Source organism: Lysinibacillus sp., assembly GCF_032093475.1.
In the GTDB taxonomy this organism is placed as follows: domain Bacteria; phylum Bacillota; class Bacilli; order Bacillales_A; family Planococcaceae; genus Lysinibacillus; species Lysinibacillus irui.
The window spans coordinates 1-19,293 of record NZ_DAMDAY010000090.1; the positions used below are offsets into that span (position 1 = coordinate 1).

18 protein-coding genes and 1 other annotated feature are annotated in these 19,293 nt (G+C 36.4%); of the genes, 7 read left to right on the forward strand and 11 right to left on the reverse strand.

What is annotated here, in order from left to right:
- Window positions 1-157 precede the first annotated feature (157 nt).
- On the reverse strand, window positions 158-1,810 hold the full coding sequence (locus RT445_RS16895) for an FAD-binding dehydrogenase (RefSeq protein WP_313471048.1): 1,653 nt from the start codon (window positions 1,808-1,810) through the stop codon (window positions 158-160).
- A 405-nt stretch (window positions 1,811-2,215) separates the two neighbouring features.
- Window positions 2,216-2,457 (forward strand) — a binding site (T-box leader).
- Window positions 2,458-2,618: 161 nt separating this feature from the next.
- Between RT445_RS16895 and serA the strand changes: the two genes are divergently transcribed.
- The 3 genes from serA (at window position 2,619) to RT445_RS16910 (ending at window position 5,748) form a co-directional block, all read left to right on the forward strand.
- Window positions 2,619-4,226 (forward strand): phosphoglycerate dehydrogenase, encoded by a 1,608-nt coding sequence (gene serA, locus RT445_RS16900; protein WP_274794439.1) that lies wholly within the window; start codon window positions 2,619-2,621, stop codon window positions 4,224-4,226.
- Between the two features lie 105 nt (window positions 4,227-4,331).
- On the forward strand, window positions 4,332-4,829 hold the full coding sequence (locus RT445_RS16905; RefSeq protein WP_312507313.1) for an RNA polymerase sigma factor: 498 nt from the start codon (window positions 4,332-4,334) through the stop codon (window positions 4,827-4,829).
- Complete coding sequence (locus RT445_RS16910) at window positions 4,816-5,748, forward strand: hypothetical protein (RefSeq protein ID WP_313471050.1); 933 nt, start codon at window positions 4,816-4,818, stop codon at window positions 5,746-5,748. Before RT445_RS16905 ends, RT445_RS16910 begins: the two co-directional genes overlap by 14 nt.
- Window positions 5,749-5,804: 56 nt before the next feature.
- Here the strand turns inward: RT445_RS16910 and RT445_RS16915 are convergent, their stop codons facing one another.
- The 5 genes from RT445_RS16915 to RT445_RS16935 form a co-directional block, all read right to left on the reverse strand.
- Entirely contained in the window at window positions 5,805-6,593 is a 789-nt protein-coding gene (locus tag RT445_RS16915; protein WP_312507315.1) for an HAD family hydrolase, read from the reverse strand.
- A gap of 130 nt (window positions 6,594-6,723) precedes the next feature.
- The gene (locus tag RT445_RS16920) at window positions 6,724-6,972 is read right to left on the reverse strand and encodes a DUF3006 domain-containing protein (RefSeq protein ID WP_274794443.1); all 249 of its coding nucleotides are present in this window, start codon (window positions 6,970-6,972) and stop codon (window positions 6,724-6,726) included.
- Window positions 6,959-8,146, reverse strand: a complete 1,188-nt coding sequence (locus RT445_RS16925; RefSeq protein WP_312507316.1) for an MBL fold metallo-hydrolase — start codon at window positions 8,144-8,146, stop codon at window positions 6,959-6,961. Before RT445_RS16925 ends, RT445_RS16920 begins: the two co-directional genes overlap by 14 nt.
- A 68-nt stretch (window positions 8,147-8,214) precedes the next feature.
- Window positions 8,215-9,561 carry a GntP family permease gene (locus RT445_RS16930; protein WP_312507317.1) on the reverse strand — a complete coding sequence of 449 codons (1,347 nt, stop codon included), beginning with the start codon at window positions 9,559-9,561 and terminating at the stop codon, window positions 8,215-8,217.
- Window positions 9,562-10,701, reverse strand: a complete 1,140-nt coding sequence (locus tag RT445_RS16935; RefSeq protein WP_312507318.1) for a glycerate kinase — start codon at window positions 10,699-10,701, stop codon at window positions 9,562-9,564.
- Between the two features lie 155 nt (window positions 10,702-10,856).
- Here RT445_RS16935 and RT445_RS16940 point away from each other — a divergent pair, with 155 nt between their 5' ends.
- Window positions 10,857-11,954, forward strand: coding sequence for a CdaR family transcriptional regulator (locus RT445_RS16940; protein ID WP_312507319.1), 1,098 nt, complete (start codon window positions 10,857-10,859; stop codon window positions 11,952-11,954).
- A 21-nt stretch (window positions 11,955-11,975) separates the two neighbouring features.
- Here RT445_RS16940 and RT445_RS16945 read toward each other — a convergent pair whose 3' ends face one another.
- Window positions 11,976-13,481, reverse strand: a complete 1,506-nt coding sequence (locus RT445_RS16945) for a coproporphyrinogen III oxidase (protein ID WP_312507320.1) — start codon at window positions 13,479-13,481, stop codon at window positions 11,976-11,978.
- 174 nt (window positions 13,482-13,655) lie between these two features.
- On the opposite strand from RT445_RS16945, the gene RT445_RS16950 reads away from it, so the two are divergent.
- Window positions 13,656-14,051, forward strand: a complete 396-nt coding sequence (locus RT445_RS16950; RefSeq protein WP_312507321.1) for a hypothetical protein — start codon at window positions 13,656-13,658, stop codon at window positions 14,049-14,051.
- A gap of 57 nt (window positions 14,052-14,108) precedes the next feature.
- Here the strand turns inward: RT445_RS16950 and RT445_RS16955 are convergent, their stop codons facing one another.
- On the reverse strand, window positions 14,109-15,017 hold the full coding sequence (locus RT445_RS16955) for a copper amine oxidase N-terminal domain-containing protein (protein ID WP_312507322.1): 909 nt from the start codon (window positions 15,015-15,017) through the stop codon (window positions 14,109-14,111).
- A gap of 188 nt (window positions 15,018-15,205) precedes the next feature.
- Between RT445_RS16955 and RT445_RS16960 the strand changes: the two genes are divergently transcribed.
- A complete protein-coding gene (locus RT445_RS16960) occupies window positions 15,206-16,285 on the forward strand; it encodes a hypothetical protein (protein WP_274794451.1) in 1,080 nt (359 codons plus the stop codon).
- Between the two features lie 46 nt (window positions 16,286-16,331).
- Here RT445_RS16960 and RT445_RS16965 read toward each other — a convergent pair whose 3' ends face one another.
- The 3 genes from RT445_RS16965 to RT445_RS16975 all read right to left on the reverse strand — a co-directional run bounded on the left by RT445_RS16965 (window position 16,332) and on the right by RT445_RS16975 (window position 18,638).
- On the reverse strand, window positions 16,332-16,994 hold the full coding sequence (locus tag RT445_RS16965) for a ribonuclease H family protein (protein ID WP_274794452.1): 663 nt from the start codon (window positions 16,992-16,994) through the stop codon (window positions 16,332-16,334).
- Between the two features lie 137 nt (window positions 16,995-17,131).
- Window positions 17,132-17,479, reverse strand: a complete 348-nt coding sequence (locus RT445_RS16970; RefSeq protein ID WP_274794453.1) for a YlbF family regulator — start codon at window positions 17,477-17,479, stop codon at window positions 17,132-17,134.
- A 16-nt stretch (window positions 17,480-17,495) separates the two neighbouring features.
- Window positions 17,496-18,638 (reverse strand): DUF445 domain-containing protein, encoded by a 1,143-nt coding sequence (locus tag RT445_RS16975; RefSeq protein WP_274794454.1) that lies wholly within the window; start codon window positions 18,636-18,638, stop codon window positions 17,496-17,498.
- A 209-nt stretch (window positions 18,639-18,847) separates the two neighbouring features.
- Here RT445_RS16975 and RT445_RS16980 point away from each other — a divergent pair, with 209 nt between their 5' ends.
- Window positions 18,848-19,051, forward strand: a complete 204-nt coding sequence (locus RT445_RS16980) for a YheE family protein (protein WP_274797379.1) — start codon at window positions 18,848-18,850, stop codon at window positions 19,049-19,051.
- The last annotated feature ends 242 nt before the right edge of the window (window positions 19,052-19,293 follow it).

Here is a 19,293-nt window from a genome sequence, read left to right on the forward strand (position 1 = left end):
GTTTATTTTGAGTTTTCAGAGAAATGAATTTGCTTACTACTCTAGAACGAACGTAGTGAGTAAAGTGGCTCATTGGACGTCCCCTGGAAGTACGCTGGCGGAACGGAAATCAACCCTCGCTTTGCAAAACTTTTATTTCTGCTACTTACATCATATTTTATTTTTCTTGAGCTAAATAACGCCCGACCTTCCGTCCACTAAATAGACAGCCTCCAACAAATGTGCCTTCCAAAGCACGGTAGCCATGAACACCACCGCCACCAAAACCACTTACTTCACCAGCTGCATATAAACCAGGTATTGGCTGACCATCCATTCCTAACACCGCACCATTCAGATTTGTTTGTAAGCCACCTAAAGTTTTTCGTGTTAAGATGTTTAATCGTACAGCAATTAATGGCCAATTTTTAGGATCTAACATTTTATGTGGTTTGGCAACACGCACCAATTTATCGCCAATATAATTCCTTGCTCCATGAATGGCATTAACCTGTAAATCCTTCGTAAACTTATTGTCCATTTCTCGGTCTCTTGCCAAGATCTGCTCTTTAATTTTCATGAAATCTAGTAGCTCATTTCCTGCCAGCTTATTCATACCATCAACAAGCTCTTTTAAATCATGAGCAATCACAAAATCCTCACCATGATTTTTAAAGGCTTGGATTGGAGCAGGTGGACCTGGCATGATTCGTTTCAAAACATCTCCAATGCTTTTGTTTGTTAAATCTGGATTTTGTTCTGAGCCAGATAGTGCAAATTCCTTCTCAATAATTTTTTCAGTTAAAATGAACCACGAGTAATCATAGCCTGTTTTTTGAATAGCCTCTAATGTGCTAAGCGTATCGAATCCTGGGAAATTTGGTGCATGAAATCGATTACCCTCTGCGTCAAACCATAAGGAGGAAGGCCCCGGCAAAATTCGTATTCCATGATTGGGCCAAATAGGATCCCAATTTTTTAACCCCTCTGTGTAATGCCACATTCGGTCCCGATTCACAATGCGACCCCCTACATGCTCAGTGATTTCTAGCATTCTCCCATCAACATAAGCTGGCACACCGCAAACCATATTTTTAGGTGGGGTCCCCAATCGTGCTGGCCAATTTTTTCTTACTAAATCAAAATTAGCCCCAATCCCCCCACTTGCAACAATTACAGCATCTGCTTCGTAGTTAAATTCTCCAATTCCTAGTCTTGAGCTTTTTTCACCTCTATTGATAAAAGTTTCCGCTAGTACAGTCCCACTAATGCCAGTAATTTTTCCGTTTTTTTGCAAAAATTCATCTACACGATGTCTTGGTTTAAAATCAATATATCCTTCTTTGATCCCCTGTTTTACTTTATCAACAAATGGCTTAACAATGCCTGGACCAGTTCCCCATACAATATGAAACCTTGGTACTGAATTACCATGTCCCCCCGCAAGAGAACCACCTCGTTCTGCCCAGCCAACAACAGGGAAAAATTTGATGCCCTTTGATTTTAACCAATCATATTTTTCACCCGCCGCAAAATCAACATAAGCTTTAGCCCATTTATATGCCCAGGAATCCTCATCCTCTAATCGATCAAAGCCAGCTGTCCCTTGCCAATCTTGCCATGCAAGCTCCTTACTATCTTTAATTCCGAGCCTTCTTTGCTCAGGAGAGTTCACTAAAAAAATCCCACCAAATGACCAATATGCCTGTCCCCCCATTGAATTTTCAGGCTCCTGATCAACTAATACAACTTTTTTCTTTGCGTCGATTAACTCACAAGCTGCAACTAGCCCTGCAAGTCCAGCACCAATTATTGCAACATCGTATTTCATTACTACACCCCCAAATCAAATCATCCTTAACTAACATTCTTCCCTAACAGGCTGTTTACCTTCTAAAAAAACATTTTTTGTCTAAATTGTGACAGAGAAAAATGTTCGCTTTCTACACTTGAAACTACCATGGACTTGTATGAAACAGCTAATTTATTCCAGTTAATTCCCATATAATTTTTTCTTCTCAAACTACATAGAAGCCTAGTATTATCGGACTTTTCAAATATCGTTAGCGCTTTCATTGTATCCTCCAAAAAGACGTACAATATAATAGTTTAACAAAAAGATTGTTCGTGTTTGGTTATTATTCAGACTTTTGAAGTCAATATTTTTAAAGTATTTTAGAAATATCGTTGACAAAGGTGAACAATAGGGATTATGATGTTAACAAATTTAATCACACAAAATATAACGACGGAGACACACTAGTCGTAAGAAAATCCCAAGAGAGCTGATGGTTGGTGTAAATCAGTGATTTCTACGATAATAGTTCCACTCCCGAATAGATAGGCCGAACAACCCTAAGTAAGCTTATCCGTCACATGCACGTTACGCATATAGCTAAGACTGCAAGAATAATTTTTTCTAGTAGTAATTAAGGGTGGTACCGCGAACCAATGTTTATTCAGCCTTTCGCCCCTTACAACACAATAACTGTGTTTGTAAGGCGTGGAAGGCTTTTTATTTTGTTCTCGATCTAGTAGAAAGGAGATTGTTTGCATGCTGTAAGATGTTCGAATTTTACAACTTCCAGACTCTCATTGGTAAGACCACAATCATTTTTATTAAAAAGGAGCTAATTATAATGACTACTGCAACAAAAACAATTAACGTATTTATCGCTGATCCACTAAGTGAAGATGGTATTTTCCCACTACGTCAGGAACAAGACTTAGATTTAAACATTATCGTGGACACTGGTCTAGCACCAGAAGAATTAATCGCTAAAATTGCCGATGTAGATGTGTTACTTGTGCGTTCTCAAACAACTGTGACACGTGAGGTGATTGAAGCAGCTAAAAACTTAAAATTGATCGGTCGTGCTGGTGTGGGTGTTGATAATATTGACCTTGCTGCTGCAACTGAACATGGGATTATCGTTGTCAATGCACCAGATGGTAACACGAACTCTGCTGCTGAGCACACGATTGCGATGATGACATCACTTGCTCGTCATATTCCACAAGCTTTTAATACTTTGAAAAATGGAAAATGGGATCGTAAATCTTATGTCGGGGTAGAGCTAAAAAATAAAACTTTAGGTGTTGTAGGATTTGGACGTATTGGTGTTGAAGTAGCTTATCGTGCAAAGGGTCAACGTATGAATGTTATGGCATATGATCCTTTCCTTACAGATGAACGAGCAAAAGAGTTAGGTGTAACAAAAGCGACAGTTGAAGAAATTTGCGCAGCAGCAGATTTCATCACAGTACACACTCCTCTTCTTCCTGAAACACGTAATCTTATTAATAAAGAAAAATTCGCAATCATGAAAGATGGCGTACGTATTATTAACTGTGCACGTGGCGGTATCATTAATGAAGACGATTTATATGATGCGATTGTAGCAGGTAAAGTTGCTGGTGCAGCCCTTGATGTATTTGTCTCTGAACCTGCAACAGATCATAAACTACTGACGTTACCGCAAGTTATCGCAACGCCTCACTTAGGTGCATCTACTATTGAAGCACAAGAATCTGTAGCAGTTGATGTATCAAATGACATCATTAAGTTCTATAAAACAGGTACTGTAACAAATCCAGTGAATATGCCATCTATTCCGAAAGAACTTCTTGCACAAGTGGAACCTTTCTTTGAGCTAGCAGAAAAACTTGGTTCTTTTTTATCACAGGTAACAACAGAGCCTGTAAAAGAAATCAACTTATCTTATGCTGGTGAAGTAGCAAACTATGATGTTCGTCCATTAACTTCAAACGCATTAAAAGGTTTATTATCTAAAAACCACGGTAATCATGTAAATGATGTGAATGCTCGTTACTTGTCTGAACGTATTGGCATGAAAATTAATGAGCACAAAACAACAACGGCAAAAGGCTTTACAAGTTTAATTACAATTGAAATTATTACAGCTAATGAAACACATACAGTAGCTGGTACGTTATTAAATGGTTTAGGTGCACGTATTGTTAAGGTGGAAGACTATGTTGTGGACGTTATTCCTCAAGGTCACCTGCTTTACATTAAGAACACTGATAAACCAGGTGCCATTGGCCGTGTAGCAACAAAGCTTGCAGAAAAAGATATCAACATTGCCACAATGCAAGTTGGTCGTGCGCAAGTTGGTGGGACAGCAGTTATGATGCTTACGATTGATAATGTAGTAACAGAAGAAGATTTAGTATTCGTGTCTCAACTCGAAAATATTGATGAGGTAAAAGCCATTACCCTATAGTAATGACTAACGTAAGCAGGGAGTTTCTACTCTCTGCTTTTTCTTTTTGGAAAAATGATACTTTTTAGTACCTTAATCGTCTTTAAAGGAAAGGGGGTGTATGGAATGAAAGTAGAAAAAATATTTCACTTACATAATCAAACCATTTTTAAATACTTATATTACTTACTGAATGACGAAACATTAGCAGAGGATTTTACACAGGAGACCTTTGTTCGTTATTTTAACTATCAACAATCAATTAAAGAAGGAGCACAACTCGCTTGGCTTCGTTCCACTGCTCGTAACCTTGCCTACGATCATTTTCGACGGAAGAGGCTTATACAATTTGTCCCTTTTTTACAACAGCATGAAAAACAATCCTCGCCCTCCCCACATGAATGGTTAATGCAACAAGAAGATGCCAAGATTCTGTATCTTGCCATTAGTAAACTAAAAATTACATATCGTGATGTCATTATTCTACGGAAAATTGAAGGTCTATCAATCGAAGAGACCTGTGAAGTACTCGGTTGGAACGAAGGAAAGGTAAAAAATACATTAAAACGAGCACTCGTTGCATTAAAAAAACAGCTTGGAGGTGAGATGGATGAAGAATTATAAAAAGGGATGGCAGCATTTACATGATTTGAAATTAACCGATCAGCAAGAACAATATTTATTGCGTCAAATAACAGCCCCTTCCTCAACGAGAAAAAAATCGTCTACGACTATGTGGAGGATTCCATCTGTGGCATTGTTATTTGTAGTAGTTCTCTCTATATTACTTTTATCCTTTATTCAAGAGCCTACTACTGCTCCTAGATCAACAGACTCTAATAAAATGATCGATCGAATTTATGTAAAGGACAATAAAAATACAGAGAGTTTTCTACCAAAGGGTACTTGCCTTTATGTACCGCAACAATGCTACCTAGATAACAAACGACTAACTCAGTTACAAGAAAAAATGAAGGAGGCTTCCCCTATTTCGATTACTAGTGGACAATGGGAAAGCAATGATTACTTTACACCTTATGATTTATTCATACTGTATACAGATGGTTCTCAAGAGAAATGGAAGGTACTCAATAATGATATTCTCTTCAATGTTGAAACTCAGCAAGCCTTTTTAATCGAAGAATCAATGGACTCACTTATATATTTTTATGATGACAAGCGGTCAACCAAATTGATCATTGGTAATATATTTATCTTTCTTACGCATTTCATATTATGGATTGCTAAAAAAAGAATGCCTCATACCGAGCGTCGCTTTTTTGCTGCGACAGTTGAGCATGCTATTGCCAATTTAATTATGCTTTTATTGTTTGGAGGTATTTTATTTAGTATTTATCTTGTCCAACATACTATTCATGCAACAATTATTTATAGCTTTTTCTTACTATACTCAATCATGCAAATCCTTTATCGCAAAAAAGCTGGTGAACCTCATGGTTTCTTGATTGCTAGCGCTTTTGTTCAACTTTGTTTAGCTATAGCTTTTACAAGTTTATATCTTGCACTGAATGTCTATTTTTAATAGATGGATCGAAAAATAAAAAATGTACTGACCACAAGGGACAGTACATTTTTTCATTATAGCTTATTTATAAGTTCTAACAATGCTGTCAAAGAGTCTACTTCATAGGTTGGTGTGACAGCTCCATTGGCAATATTGTTTTCACGATTAATCCATACATTGCGCATTCCGACACGGGAAGAACCTAAAATATCAGTATTAAGATTATCGCCAACCATGATTGCCTCATCTGCTGTAATACTTGCTTTCTCCATAACAAATTCAAAAATAGATGCATCAGGCTTACCCTTGCCAAAGTCTCCCGAAATAATAATATGATCAAAATACGGGGCAATTTCAGGTGTGATTTCTAGCTTCAAGTTTTGTAGACTTGGTGCTCCATTTGTGAGTAATACAAGCTGATACTTTCCTTTTAGTTGATCTAATACAGCAAATGTATCTTCATATAAAAATGGTGATACTTTACGCTCAGCCACAAAGCGCTCTCCTAGCTCAGCTCCGAACTGCGCATCATCAATATTAAGAGCAGCTAACCCTTTTGTCCAAGCTTCTGCACGATAGCCAGGAACAATTTCTTTCATCTTTTGGAAAGAATCTGTCGTATCATCAAACGTCCCCCAAAGACCTTCGAACGGGTTAATACCTATTAAGACTGTATAATCATATGTTTCATACCCCTCATACAGGGCGCGTGCCTCTCGACGAACAGCCTCCTCTAGTTTAACAGGATTCACATTATGTACTGTTGCTGCATAATTACAAGTTTTTTCAAAGGCTGTTTTGACTGATTTTTTATCCCATAGTAGTGTATCATCTAAATCAAAAATAATTGTACTTATCGACATTTTGTCCGCTCCTAGCTCCCGGTTAATACTACTATTTTAGCATATTTTCAAAATATTTAGGATAACAAATTATGCATAATTCCTTTCATTAAAACAAGCTGTGCGTCAATTTCTCACAGCTTGTCATCCATTATTTTTGTTTATTACGTAAACGGTTCATAAGGCGTTGAATATCCGCTTTTTTTTGATCAGTTTCTTCCTTTAAAATTTCTATATGGTAATGTCCGTCTTTTTCTTCAATCTCCACACGATCTCCTACTTGCACAGGCTCGTTTATGGCTGATTGTATAATAATTAGTTGTTCCTCTTCATCTGGAAACTTTAAGAAAATAGCATATCCATCTTCAATACGGTCTAACGTGTATTTAGTCGAGCTCACTTAGCAGTTCCCCTTTCTCATTACGTAATTGAGCAGCATCTCCTTCGTTTAACCAAATCTGCTTCGTTGTCCATTTTAAATAATTTTGCCCTTCTCGCGCATTGGCTCCGCTTGTAATATAAATCGTTTTTCCTGGCTGCAATGATAGATTAGGAAAATTAAAAACTTGATTACCTTCAATAGAGATAAGCTGCCAATCTTTTAACGAAACTGCTTGCTGTCCATTATTTTTTATACCTACAATTTCACCAACTAAATCCTTGCTCGTGATTTCAATAGCGGGCGTCAGCGGAACTACTTCAGATGTTTTTTCAGTATTCGCCACAGAGGTTTCCTTCCCATTCACCGCATAGTTTACCCCATCTGTTGTCACAGTAATCGTTCCTATATCAGCCGTGGCATAGATTTTACTACCAATCTCCTTCAATCGATCAACCACTTCCGCATGTGGATGTCCATATTTATTATCTTTCCCATAACTTAATATCGTGACCTCTGGCTTTACAGCACGAATGAAATCCTCTGAACTACTAGTATTCGATCCATGGTGACCGGCTTTTAAAACTGTTGCTGACACATCATATTGCATCATTTCTTTTTCTAACGCTATTCCAGCATCACCTGTTAATAAAAAGGAGACATTGCCATAAACTATTTTTAACACAATCGAAGCATCATTATTATCTGATGCCTGCTCATTTGCATTTAAAACTTTCACAGTGACATCCTCATCAAACTTAATATTGTCACCTGGCGTCGGTACATCATAAGGAATATTTTTTTCATCAATCAGCGTCAACATTTCTTCAAATGTTTGAGATGTATGTACTTTTCCTGAATCGTAAAATTGCTCAATTGTCATTGAGTTTAATACAGGAATGAGCCCACCAATGTGATCAGCATCAGGATGTGTCGCCACTACTATATCGAGCTTACTCACCCCAATTTCCCTTAAATAAGAAACTACTTGCGGGCCAGCTCCTTTTACACCTCCATCTACAAGCATTGTTTTACCATTTGGTGACTCTATTAATATAGAATCCCCTTGACCTACATCAATAAAATGAACGCGCATATCATGGCCAGCCGTTACAGGGATTTTTTCTGTCTGGATTGCTTCCGTACAGCCTGCTAATAAAAAAATACAAAGGAGCAATACTATTATTTTTTTCATCTACTAACTTCCTTTCTATTTTTTCATTATACAAAAAGAGAGCTAGCCATGGGCCGCTCTCCTTTTTTTTAAACGAATATCCACCATAATATCATCGTAATAATTATTGTCACTAGACCTTGTAATAAGGTTGCAGACGTTTGTGCTTTGTAGGCTTGTGTGACTTCCATACCGCTATACTGTGTAATTACCCAGAAGAAGCTATCATTGACATGGCTAACTGTCATTGCGCCAGCACCAATTGCCATTACCACTAATGCTAAAGGTACCGCCCCTTCAATTCCAAGTGTCACAAGCATTGGTGCTACTAAAGTAGATGTGATCACAAGGGCTGTTGTGGAAGAGCCTTGAGCTGTTTTTAATGCTGCTGCTACAATAAACGGTACAAGAAGGAATAAAGTACCTGATGCAAACACTCCTAAATCCATTTCCTGTAGAAGTTCTCCGACTCCAGCATTCTTAATAACGGTCCCAAATGAACCGCCAGCACCTGTAATCAGTAAAATAGGAGCCGCTTCTTTTAAACTCTCACCAATCCAGCCAGTTAATGTCGTTTCATTGATTTCAGGAAGTAATAAAAATGCCGCTGCTCCCCCTAAAAATAAAGCTACTGTAGGGGAGCCTAAAAATTTAAAAACTGTATTGAATGTCGACTCTGTATCACCCACTAATGCTGCGATCGAACCTAGACCAATCAAGACAATTGGCAGAACGATTGGTAAAAATGCTTTAAAAGTTGATGGCATTTTGCCAAAGGATTTAATAACTTCCTCATAATCCAATGCCTCTACCTCATCCTCAGGTACTCTAATTTTTGTCGCTACTTTTACCGACCATAGATAGCCTACAAATGTCGCTGGTATCGCTACTAATAAACCAATAACAATAACTGTACCTAAATAATCTGCTGCACCAATATTCCCTGCAGCTGCAATAGGACCAGGAGTTGGAGGTACTAATACATGTGTCGCAAATAAGCCTGTCGCTAAAGCTACTGCCATTGAAGCAATGGTTACATTTGCTCGCTTTGCTAAAGACTTCTGCAAGCTGGATAAAATAATAAAGCCAGAATCACAAAATACTGGAATGGACACAATGTAACCGATTAAAGACATCGCTAATTGCGGACGCTTTGGACCTACAATTCGTAATACCACTTCTGCCATTCGATAGGCAGCCCCTGATTTTTCTAATATTAAGCCGATAATCGTTCCAGCGATAATGACTAGTCCAATACTTGTCATCAAGCCACCAAATCCAGTATTTATGCTTTCAACTACTGTTAATAATGGCATTCCTGAAGCAATCCCAACGAAGAAGGCACTAATTAATAGCGCTAAAAACGGGTGAAGCTTTAATTTAGCCGTCCCCAATACTACAAACAATACCCCTATTAAAATAATGATGAACAACATCTAGTCATCCCCCTTTTGTATGTAACACTCAATAATTTTCTTTATTTTTAAGCGAATAAAGTGAGCAGGTTCTTGCATGGCCTGCTGAACAGTGACCTCTTGATCTACTAATGACTCCACAACTGAAAAATACTTTTGCAATGTCCCCTTTGCCTTTACATCAATCCCACCAGACAATAATATTGCCTCTACGTTTGCTTGCTTAGCAGCTTTCGCCACCCCTAATGGAGCCTTACCATGTAATGTTTGTAGATCGGATTTTCCTTCCCCCGTAATCACTAATTGCGCATCTGCTAAATGGCCCTGTAACTTGACAGCACCCAAAACAATTTCAATTCCCGCATGAAACGTTCCTTTTAAAAATGCAATTAAAGCTCCTCCCATTCCCCCTGCAGCTCCCGCACCTTTATAATCATGAAGTCGAATGGAAAATTGTTTTTCTACAATATCTGCAAAATGTTTTAAACAATTATCAAAATGTACTATTTGATTTTTTTTGACACCTTTTTGAGGACCGAAAATGGCTGTTGCCCCTCGTTCACCTATGAGCGGATTATCAACATCACAAGCGATCGTAAATGTGGCATCTGCTAATCTAGCATCCATCTGTCGAATATCAATAGTAGCTAATTTCTCTAAATTTAACACGCCATTCTCAAGCTCTGAACCATCCGTTGCTAATAATCGCACTCCTAATGCCTTTAGCATGCCAATCCCCGCATCATTTGTAGCACTTCCTCCAATGCCGATAATAAACTTTCTAAAGCCTTGATCGAGCGCAGCTTTAATTAATTGACCCGTTCCATATGATGTAGCTAGATTAGGATTTTTCTCATTGTCTTGTAACAGCATAATCCCAGATGCTTGAGCCATCTCTATCACACACGTCTCTTGATCTCCTAATACTCCATATTGAGCCTGGATAGCTCTTCCCAATGGATCTAATACATTTACTGAAAAATATTGACCCTCAGTAGAGGTGATAAGCGATTGCAGTGTGCCCTCTCCACCATCTGCAACTGGTAATATCATTGTTTCAATCGATTGATCCGCATCCAAGATCCCTCTTTGCATTGATTTTGCCACTTCCACAGCTGACAGCGTACCCTTATAGGAATCTGGACTAATTATGACTTTCATGCTCTACCTCCACTTTTGTCGTCCCTTGATATTTAAATTTTTTCTTAGTTAAGCGCTTACAATTTATTATAATGACAATAAATTCAGAAAACATTATAATAGGTGTACAATTTATCTGTCCTATAACAGAGTTTTTTTATGCGAGGTGTATAAACATGTTGACGAAAAAATTAGCAGAAGAAATCGTACACCAAACGATGTTACGCTTACGTCACAATATAAATGTCATTAGCCCAAGTGGAGTCATTTTAGCCTCTGGCGATAAAATGAGGGTGGAAAAAATTCATGAAGGTGCACTTTATGTGGCACAAACAAAAAAGACATTGATTATTAATGAAGAAAATATAGAGCTGTATCCAAATACGAAACCAGGCATTAATATGCCTATTATGTATCAGGATGAAGTGGTGGGTGTTATTGGCATAACAGGAGAATCAGATGACATGCTTGATATTGCCAATCTTGTGCAACTAACAACAGAAATCATGACACATCAAGCAATTGTTGAATCAAAAAGCGAATGGCAACGGAAAAATAATGATTACATATTTGAAGCGCTCGTTCACGGCAGTAAGCTCGATGCTGCATTAAATGAACGAATTCAGAAACTCCCCTTTTCACTACTAGCACCCTTTCAAGTGATTTTAGTAAGCTTAAATGAAACGTCATACGCCGAAAATACAATCCCTTTCTTTTTTGAGGATTTATTTTACAAACAGCCTATTCTTGCGGGACATAGCCAATTACAGGAATATTATATCTTACTGTCAAATTATGGAGAACAGAGTTGTCGCCCCATTATTAAAGCACTACGCAAGCAAAAACAGAAGCTACCTTCGCTTCAAATAGGAGTTGGTCCTGTTGTCCAACATCTATCACAGCTTCCTTATAGCTACCAAGGCGCTAGAACTGCGCTTGAATTTGCTACAATCCAAAATGAATTAACCTTTTTTGAGGACGTCGAGTTATTTTCCCTTTTTAAGCCTCGAGAATCAGAAGAAGTACAAGCCTTTCAACATCGCATTCTTAAAAACTTAGATGCTAAACAGCTAGATACATTACAATCATTTTTTGACTGTAATTTACAGCTGAAGCTTTGTGCACAACAATTAAACATTCATCGTCATACACTTACTTACCGCTTAAATAAAATAAGAGAAATAACAGGCTATGATCCAACCTATTTTGAGGATGCCATTATTCTAAAAATGGCCTGTACATTACAAAAGCTTCAAACAATAAAGGCAATCTGAACAACTCAGATTGCCTTTATTTTATCCATTATATAATTCATCTAAAAACTCTAGTTTTTTCCCAATCGCATCTTCAAAGGTCATAATATAGGCTGCTGGATCTTTCGGATTATGGAATTGTGTGATTTTTCCCGTCTTAGGATGAACAAATTTAGAAGAGGCTCCACAGCCTATTCCTAAAATCGTTTGTACTTCTTCCATAATGACAATATTATAGATACTTTCTTCACCAACTTTACTATAGCCGACATTTTCTAAATTACCTAAAATATTTTTTTGACGATATAAATAGTAAGGAACATAGTTATTTTCCTTTGTCCAAACCTGTGCCATTTCCATCATTTCAGCCACCGTATCACGATCTGCTACTTTATATTTATCCTTATTACGAGTCATCTCGGACGCACGTTTGAATGATAATGTATGAACCGTTAACGACTCTGGCTGCATTTTAGCAGATTCCTCTAATGAATGCTGGAATTCCTCAATTCCCTCATTCGGTAACCCAATAATTAGATCCATATTAATATTATTCATTCCCGATTCTCTTGCAAGCCAAAACTTATCAATCGTTTCTTGCACCGTATGATGACGACCAATTGCTTTTAATGTTTCATCTGTATAAGATTGTGGATTAACACTAATACGATCAATGCCCCATTTTTTAAGTACTGCTAATTTTTCAGGTGTAATCGTATCTGGTCTTCCCGCTTCAACTGTAACCTCACGAATTGTTTCTGGATTTGGGAATGATTCATACATCGTTTGATATAAGGCATCCATTTCATCTGCCTCAATTGAAGTTGGTGTACCGCCCCCCCAATAGATAGAGGTAATTTTCATATTATTGTCCTTCAGCCATTTACCCATTTCACGCAATTCAATGTGTAAGCCGTCTAAAAAGGTAGTCACACGACCTTGCTTACGGTTGCTACCAATGGCGTAGGCTGGGAATGTACAATAGGCACATTTCGTTGGACAAAATGGAATACCGATATAGACACTGATTTCCTGACCAATTTCATCAATATCAGGAATGGTTACTAATTGTCGTTCTACAATTTCCTTTAAAAGTGCCACCTTGTCTTCTGATAAACGAAAATCACGAATAAGAAGATCGGCAATTTCTTGCTCCGTTTTGCCTTCTTTTCTAAATTTATGATATAGCTTAGTTGGACGCACACCTGTTAAAATCCCCCACTGTTGATGCATCCCAGTATATTGCTCCAGAACATCTAAAAACACGTGTGACAATGCACGTTTAATGCGAATATTTAGCTCACGACCAGTTGCAGCTGATTCGTATTTTATGCTGTATTCATTTTTATATTGCTTTCCATCTACATTCAGAACTGCTTTTGTGGATATGGAAAAATTGTCATCAGTTAGATAATCAAATGAAGCGGACATATCTGCTCCATTTGAATCAACCTTCAGCTTTGAATCCTCAAAAAATAAATTCGCTATATGATTTAGTACGCGAATCCAATCTTCAGGATATTTTTGATCTATGTGAATAATTTTCATTTACTTTCGCTCTCTTCTTTTCTTATTCCTGATATATTGCAGATTTAAGTTTAACAAATTTCTATGACTTTAAGCAAAGTTACAATGAGAAACTTATAAATAACAGAATATTCAGTTTAAAATAGACAATCTATTTATTTGTCATTATAATTTTTACAAAAGGTGGTGTTGATAGTGTTTATTTTAAAAAATAGCAACCGTACAGCCATTTCGAGCTTTATTCATCAAATAGAAGTAATATTCCACCGGTTTGATTTAGATCGTTGTGATGAAAAAACATTATATGTGACTGTCTTATTTAAATACGGTACACATAAAGCTCTGTGTGATTTTATCTACATTATTGACCAGCAAGAAATATATGGTGCAATTTCTATCAACAAGCACTACGAAAAAGTAAGAGATTTTATTCAACAACACTTCCAGCAATTTGTGCTGTATTCAGATGAAATGACATTAGCTAAAACCTTTATGAAGACAGTATCCTTTAAGGAATGTCTTCAACAATTTGCCAAAAGGTATCCAACCTACTTGTCCTCGAATAAGTCCATATGCCTTGAGAATTGCTGAATGACAGGTAAATTAAAAAATAGTATGCCAGGAAATCCTGGCATACTACTATTTCTTTTATTTTAAATAATCTTCAACAAATTCAACAGGTACATATGTCTTTGTGTTTTTTAGTGTTGGTGCTACGGTTAATGTACGCAATGCTTTGTTATAACCAAATGTTTTGTCTCCACGAGTTAGTGTGTAAGACATATTTCCTTTTGAAAGAATAGCCCCTTTACTTGTAGATTCCACTTTATATCCTAGCTTTTCAGCAATGACACGTAATGGCACCATTTTTGTTCCAGCTAAATCATAAGAATCTAATGCGATGATGCTCTCAATTTCTTCATTTACTGGATTTGTCGTATTTGCTGAATTATCATTAAGAACAATCACTTTAGATGGTGTTGTTTGGGCTGGAATACTTTTAGTAGATGCCGTATAGAAAACAACTAGATGCTGCTCTGCTAAATCTTTAACGTCTACCTTTTCACCTTCTACATTGAGTAGCTCTGTCTCTTTCCCAATATTTAATTTTAGAATATCATACGTATTAGTTAAATCTTCAAAGAAATAATCCACTTCAACAAAGCCCACTTTTTCAGATTCAACAATAACAACCTCAGGATTAAATTGCGGTGGATAAATATATTTTTGAGGCTTATTAGCAAATGTATAAGCGATCACTTTATCACCTTTTTGAAGCGCTACTTTTTTTCCAGTATTATCAAATACAAGCGTATCTTTAGTAATTTCTAATACATTTGTTTGCTCGCCATCTTTGACTGTGTAATATGTAATGTTTTCTCCAACACGAATATCATCAACAGTACCGCGAGTATTATTGAAAATATGTACTGGATCTATTTGGATTTGTGGAACCTCCGCTGTCGTTGTATGTTCATTTGCTGATGCTACTGGCACAACGGCACTTCCAACTAATAATGCAGTCATGGCTACAGGTGCAAATTTTTTCATGTTCATAAAATCTCTCCTTATTGTTTGGATTCATAGGAGTAGTAGTTTTAACATGGAAAAAGTTTCATCGAAAACTGAAAAATACATTATAGATACTACATAAAATAAACTAAAAAGAGGAATTAAACAATATTATATTATTTTTTCTAATATGTTATATTCTTACTTGATTATTATTATAAGGAGATGTTGTATTGAAAAAGTTAATTATACCTATTTTACTATTTAGCCTTTTATTATTTGCTTGTGAGGCTCAACAAACAGAAGAACATTTTGTCCCAGAGCCTGCCAATTCTTCTAATGAAGAAGATTTAAATTTTTCTACTGATGAGTGGCAACAATTAGCATTTGATAGTTCATGGTATCGTAATCTGAATATTAATAGTGAAGATACATATTCTAAAATGGTAGATTTTGAAGGAGATCAAGTACCTGAAATTTTCATAGGTTATAATGGAACACACTATGGTTATATCATAGGTAAATACAATAAAGAAAACAAAACATGGTCGTTATGGACTTCCCTACAAGAAGAGACACCTATTCATGGAGAAGTACGTTTTAAAGGCTATTTGAAGGAACAAGACAATAAGGAGATACCCTTAATTACAGTTTTTAATGCTAATGCATCTAACTATTCTGAGGTGCTTCACTTACTAAAAGTTTCAAATGACAACAACAAAATTATTAGCGGTCAAACTTATAACCTCTCAATGAATAGAGAGTTAGTAATAGACAGTGCTAATTCATTTAGTATCCAAGCAGAAAGTTATTCAGAACACTATAAACTTCTAGACCATACAATTATAAATGAATATGGTACAACTAAGCTTTTTTCTGGATTACCTATTATTCAAAATGATAGCTTACTTACTCTTCTAAATCATAATTTCTTTCAAACTGGCATTATTTTTGGAGATTCTTATCCTACTGCCAAGATTAAAGCGGGTACTCCAAATTATGAAGACTTTTATGAAGGAGGCCTATGTTCTTTCTACGAAGATTATTTCTTTTGCCTAGGTGAAGATGAAATCCCAATTAGCCATTTTTATTTATCGAATTTTAGAAACAACGTAACAAAAGCAGATCTGGAACAAGCTGTTGGTCAAGGCATTCAAATTAGTTCATTTGAAAGATTTGAAAATCCTGATGATATTGTTTATTATGCTGATTTTGAATTCGATAACGTTTATTTTCATGCGGAGTTCAATCATAATCAAAGTGATGCAACTTTAGTGAATCTAACATTAAGCTTAACATTGCATAATAGCTAGAAGCGATAAACCACCAGTGAAAATTTACTGGTGGTTTCATCATTCGTTATTCTTTAACAATCTCACTCAAACCAGTAATATCGATACCATTTAATGCTTGGGTAGCTAGGCGGTCCGCTTCTGAATTGTCCTTACGCGAAATAAGCTGGTATTCCGCTTGGATGCTAAGCTGCTCTAACTTAGCATCAATTTTATCTGCCCAACTTGCTAATTCCTTTTCTAATGCTGGCCATTCGCCACTTAACTGATTGATGACCACCTGCGAATCTCCTATAAAGCGTACAGGTATATGGTGAACATGTAATAATTCTAGCTCCACTAAGCCTAAATAGAGCGCTGCATATTCTGCTTCATTATTTGATTTAAGCTCTGATGAAAAGGCATTTCTTCTTAAACGATAAGGCTTACCGTTTTGTTCATAATATATGGCACACCCTAGCCCTGCCTGCCTTGTCCCCCTGTCAAAGCCTCCATCAAAATAGACTGTAATATTATGGGGCTCTGTATCTATTTCCTTTAAATATGCTTTTAGTTCTTTTAATGTCCAATTTGTATTTTGTCGATCAATACAATGAAGGGACTTAACTCTTCCCGTTTTCTCCATATCCTCTGCAAGTAATAAAGCTTGAGCGGCTGGCATTTCTTCAGAACGTAAAACAGTTGTTGCTCCTTTAGGTGTTTTATAGGTCCATTCAATAAGTACATGCATAATATTAACCTCCAATACGCTTAGATTGAAACATAAAGTAAAAACGTGTACCGACCACTTGCGGATACACGTTCTTTTACTTACTTGTTATATGTGCAATTCTTAGGACAATTATTCCTTTTTAAATTGCTATTATCTTATTGAATCCCCTCATATAAGCCTTGGATCGGTTTTATTAAAATACGATTCACTTCTTCGATCACCTTGCTTAACTTCATTTCAGCTTCAAGCATAGTTGATATTTTTTCATTTTGCTGTGCGAGCTGTGCCGCCTTTTGTGCATAGACAAGCTCATCTTCCAAAATATCCTCACCAGCTAGTTGTTTTTTCTGTAAATCGATTTGGATTTTACGGAAGTTTTTAAAGACATTTAATGCCTCTTCATCATTTTTTACAACTTCAACAGCAGCCTTTAAAGCTTCAAACTCAGAAGTTTTACGGAATGTTGCCTCAAGCGCATTAATGTCATTATAAATATTAATCATTTATACAATCTCCTTTTTAAATAAAGTAAACAATTAACCCTTGCACAATCCCAATCAATCCACCAAGAACTGCACCTAATACGGTAATCATTTTAAACTCACGTTTTGAAATACCTAATACAAGCTCCTCTAATTTTGCTACCGGGAAGGAATCTACCTGTTCTCGAACAACTTCTTGTAGATTTAAACGTTTTAATACATCCTCAAGTTTTTCCTCTGCTTTCACAAAAGCTTTGTCAATAACTTGTGGAATTACCGTATATTTGGCCCACTCATTTCCTTCAGGCCAGTAATAAGAAATCGGTTGATTTAAACGTTCAGAAATAGCTAATTGCTCTTTTACATACACTTGTAATTTCGATAAAATCGGCTCAAATTGAATATCTTGTAAAAAGTCCATTGCTGGTCGATCTTTTAATTTTTCCCATTCCTGTGTAAATATTTTCGTTAGTAAAGTTGAAGTTCCTGGTGCTTGTAGAAACTTCACAAGCTCACGTTGAACTTTTCCAACTAGTGAGGAGGAATCACCTAAAAACATGTTGATCATACCACCAAGAGACCCCTTGGATGATAAGAAGTCATCAATCATTGCCTTAATCGTCATTTCGCCTTCAGGTGATAAAAAATAATCCTCACCCTTTTCCAAAATATGATGTACGGCTACAGGAATTTTTGCATCAATTGTATTTTGAATATCTTCAGACAACAGTGTACGAATTGATTTTGTTGATAGTGTATTCTTTACTGACGCAAATTGTCCCTCAACAATCGCTTCAACCTTCTGCTCAATGGTACTGGGCATGTGTGAAAAGCCCGCTAAGTTTAGCCAATCTTGAATTGTTTTATCGTTTGTAAAGATTGTTTCTTCAACCTTTGTTTGCACAAAATGTTCTACTTTGTCCTGGATATCCTTTGAGAAAAATTTCTTTCTAAATGTTTCAGGCGTTAATAAATAATTCACGACTGTAAGGCCAAGCTGCTTCGCCAATTCATCACGTCTTTTTGGAATAAGTCCTGGTGTAAATGGTACACGCCAATTTTTAATATATATCGCATTATGTGGGCGAAAAAGCATTTTAATGGCCAAATGATTTGTTACGCCCCCAATAGCAGCCCCAATAATTGCCATAAAAAGTAATGTCACTAGAAAATTGTCCATTAGTATCCTCTCATTTCAATTGTATTCATGATTGGCGTAATTTGTCGCCTTCTGCACTCATTATAGCAGAGCAATGTTTTTCAACGAAAGAAATACCCTCTTTAGAATATCAAACTTATTCTATTACTATCTATGAAAAGCGAATAGTTGCAAAAATACCGTTATCCTTGAATAATATGAACTACATAGTACAGAAATGGGGTTAAATGATGATTCAGCATTTCAGTTTTAAACCTTTATTTGAAAATACTCAACTTCCAGGATGGTCCATTTCGTTTTTTTATCTGCGAGAACGATATGCAGCTGAGTATTTAAAGGACGGCACAATTCAATGGATAGGATCCATTCCTCCAAATGAGGAAGATGTTAAAAAAATGATTCATGAGCTTATGCTTTTCCACGTATACGAGTAACAAAAATAGTCATTTTTTCATGATACCCCCGCATAAAAATACCTATATTTACTATAAATAGCACGCCCTTTAAGCTAATTATGTTGATTCATGTTGAAATTTGTATATTTTTCTTATACATTTAGGGTATTAATTTAATAGTAAATGTTTTTTATGCAGGGGGCCATTTTAATGAGTAAAGTCGCACTTTCAGATGATCTAAACAGCTATAATTCCAAAGCGTTAATTCGTACAAAAGTAAA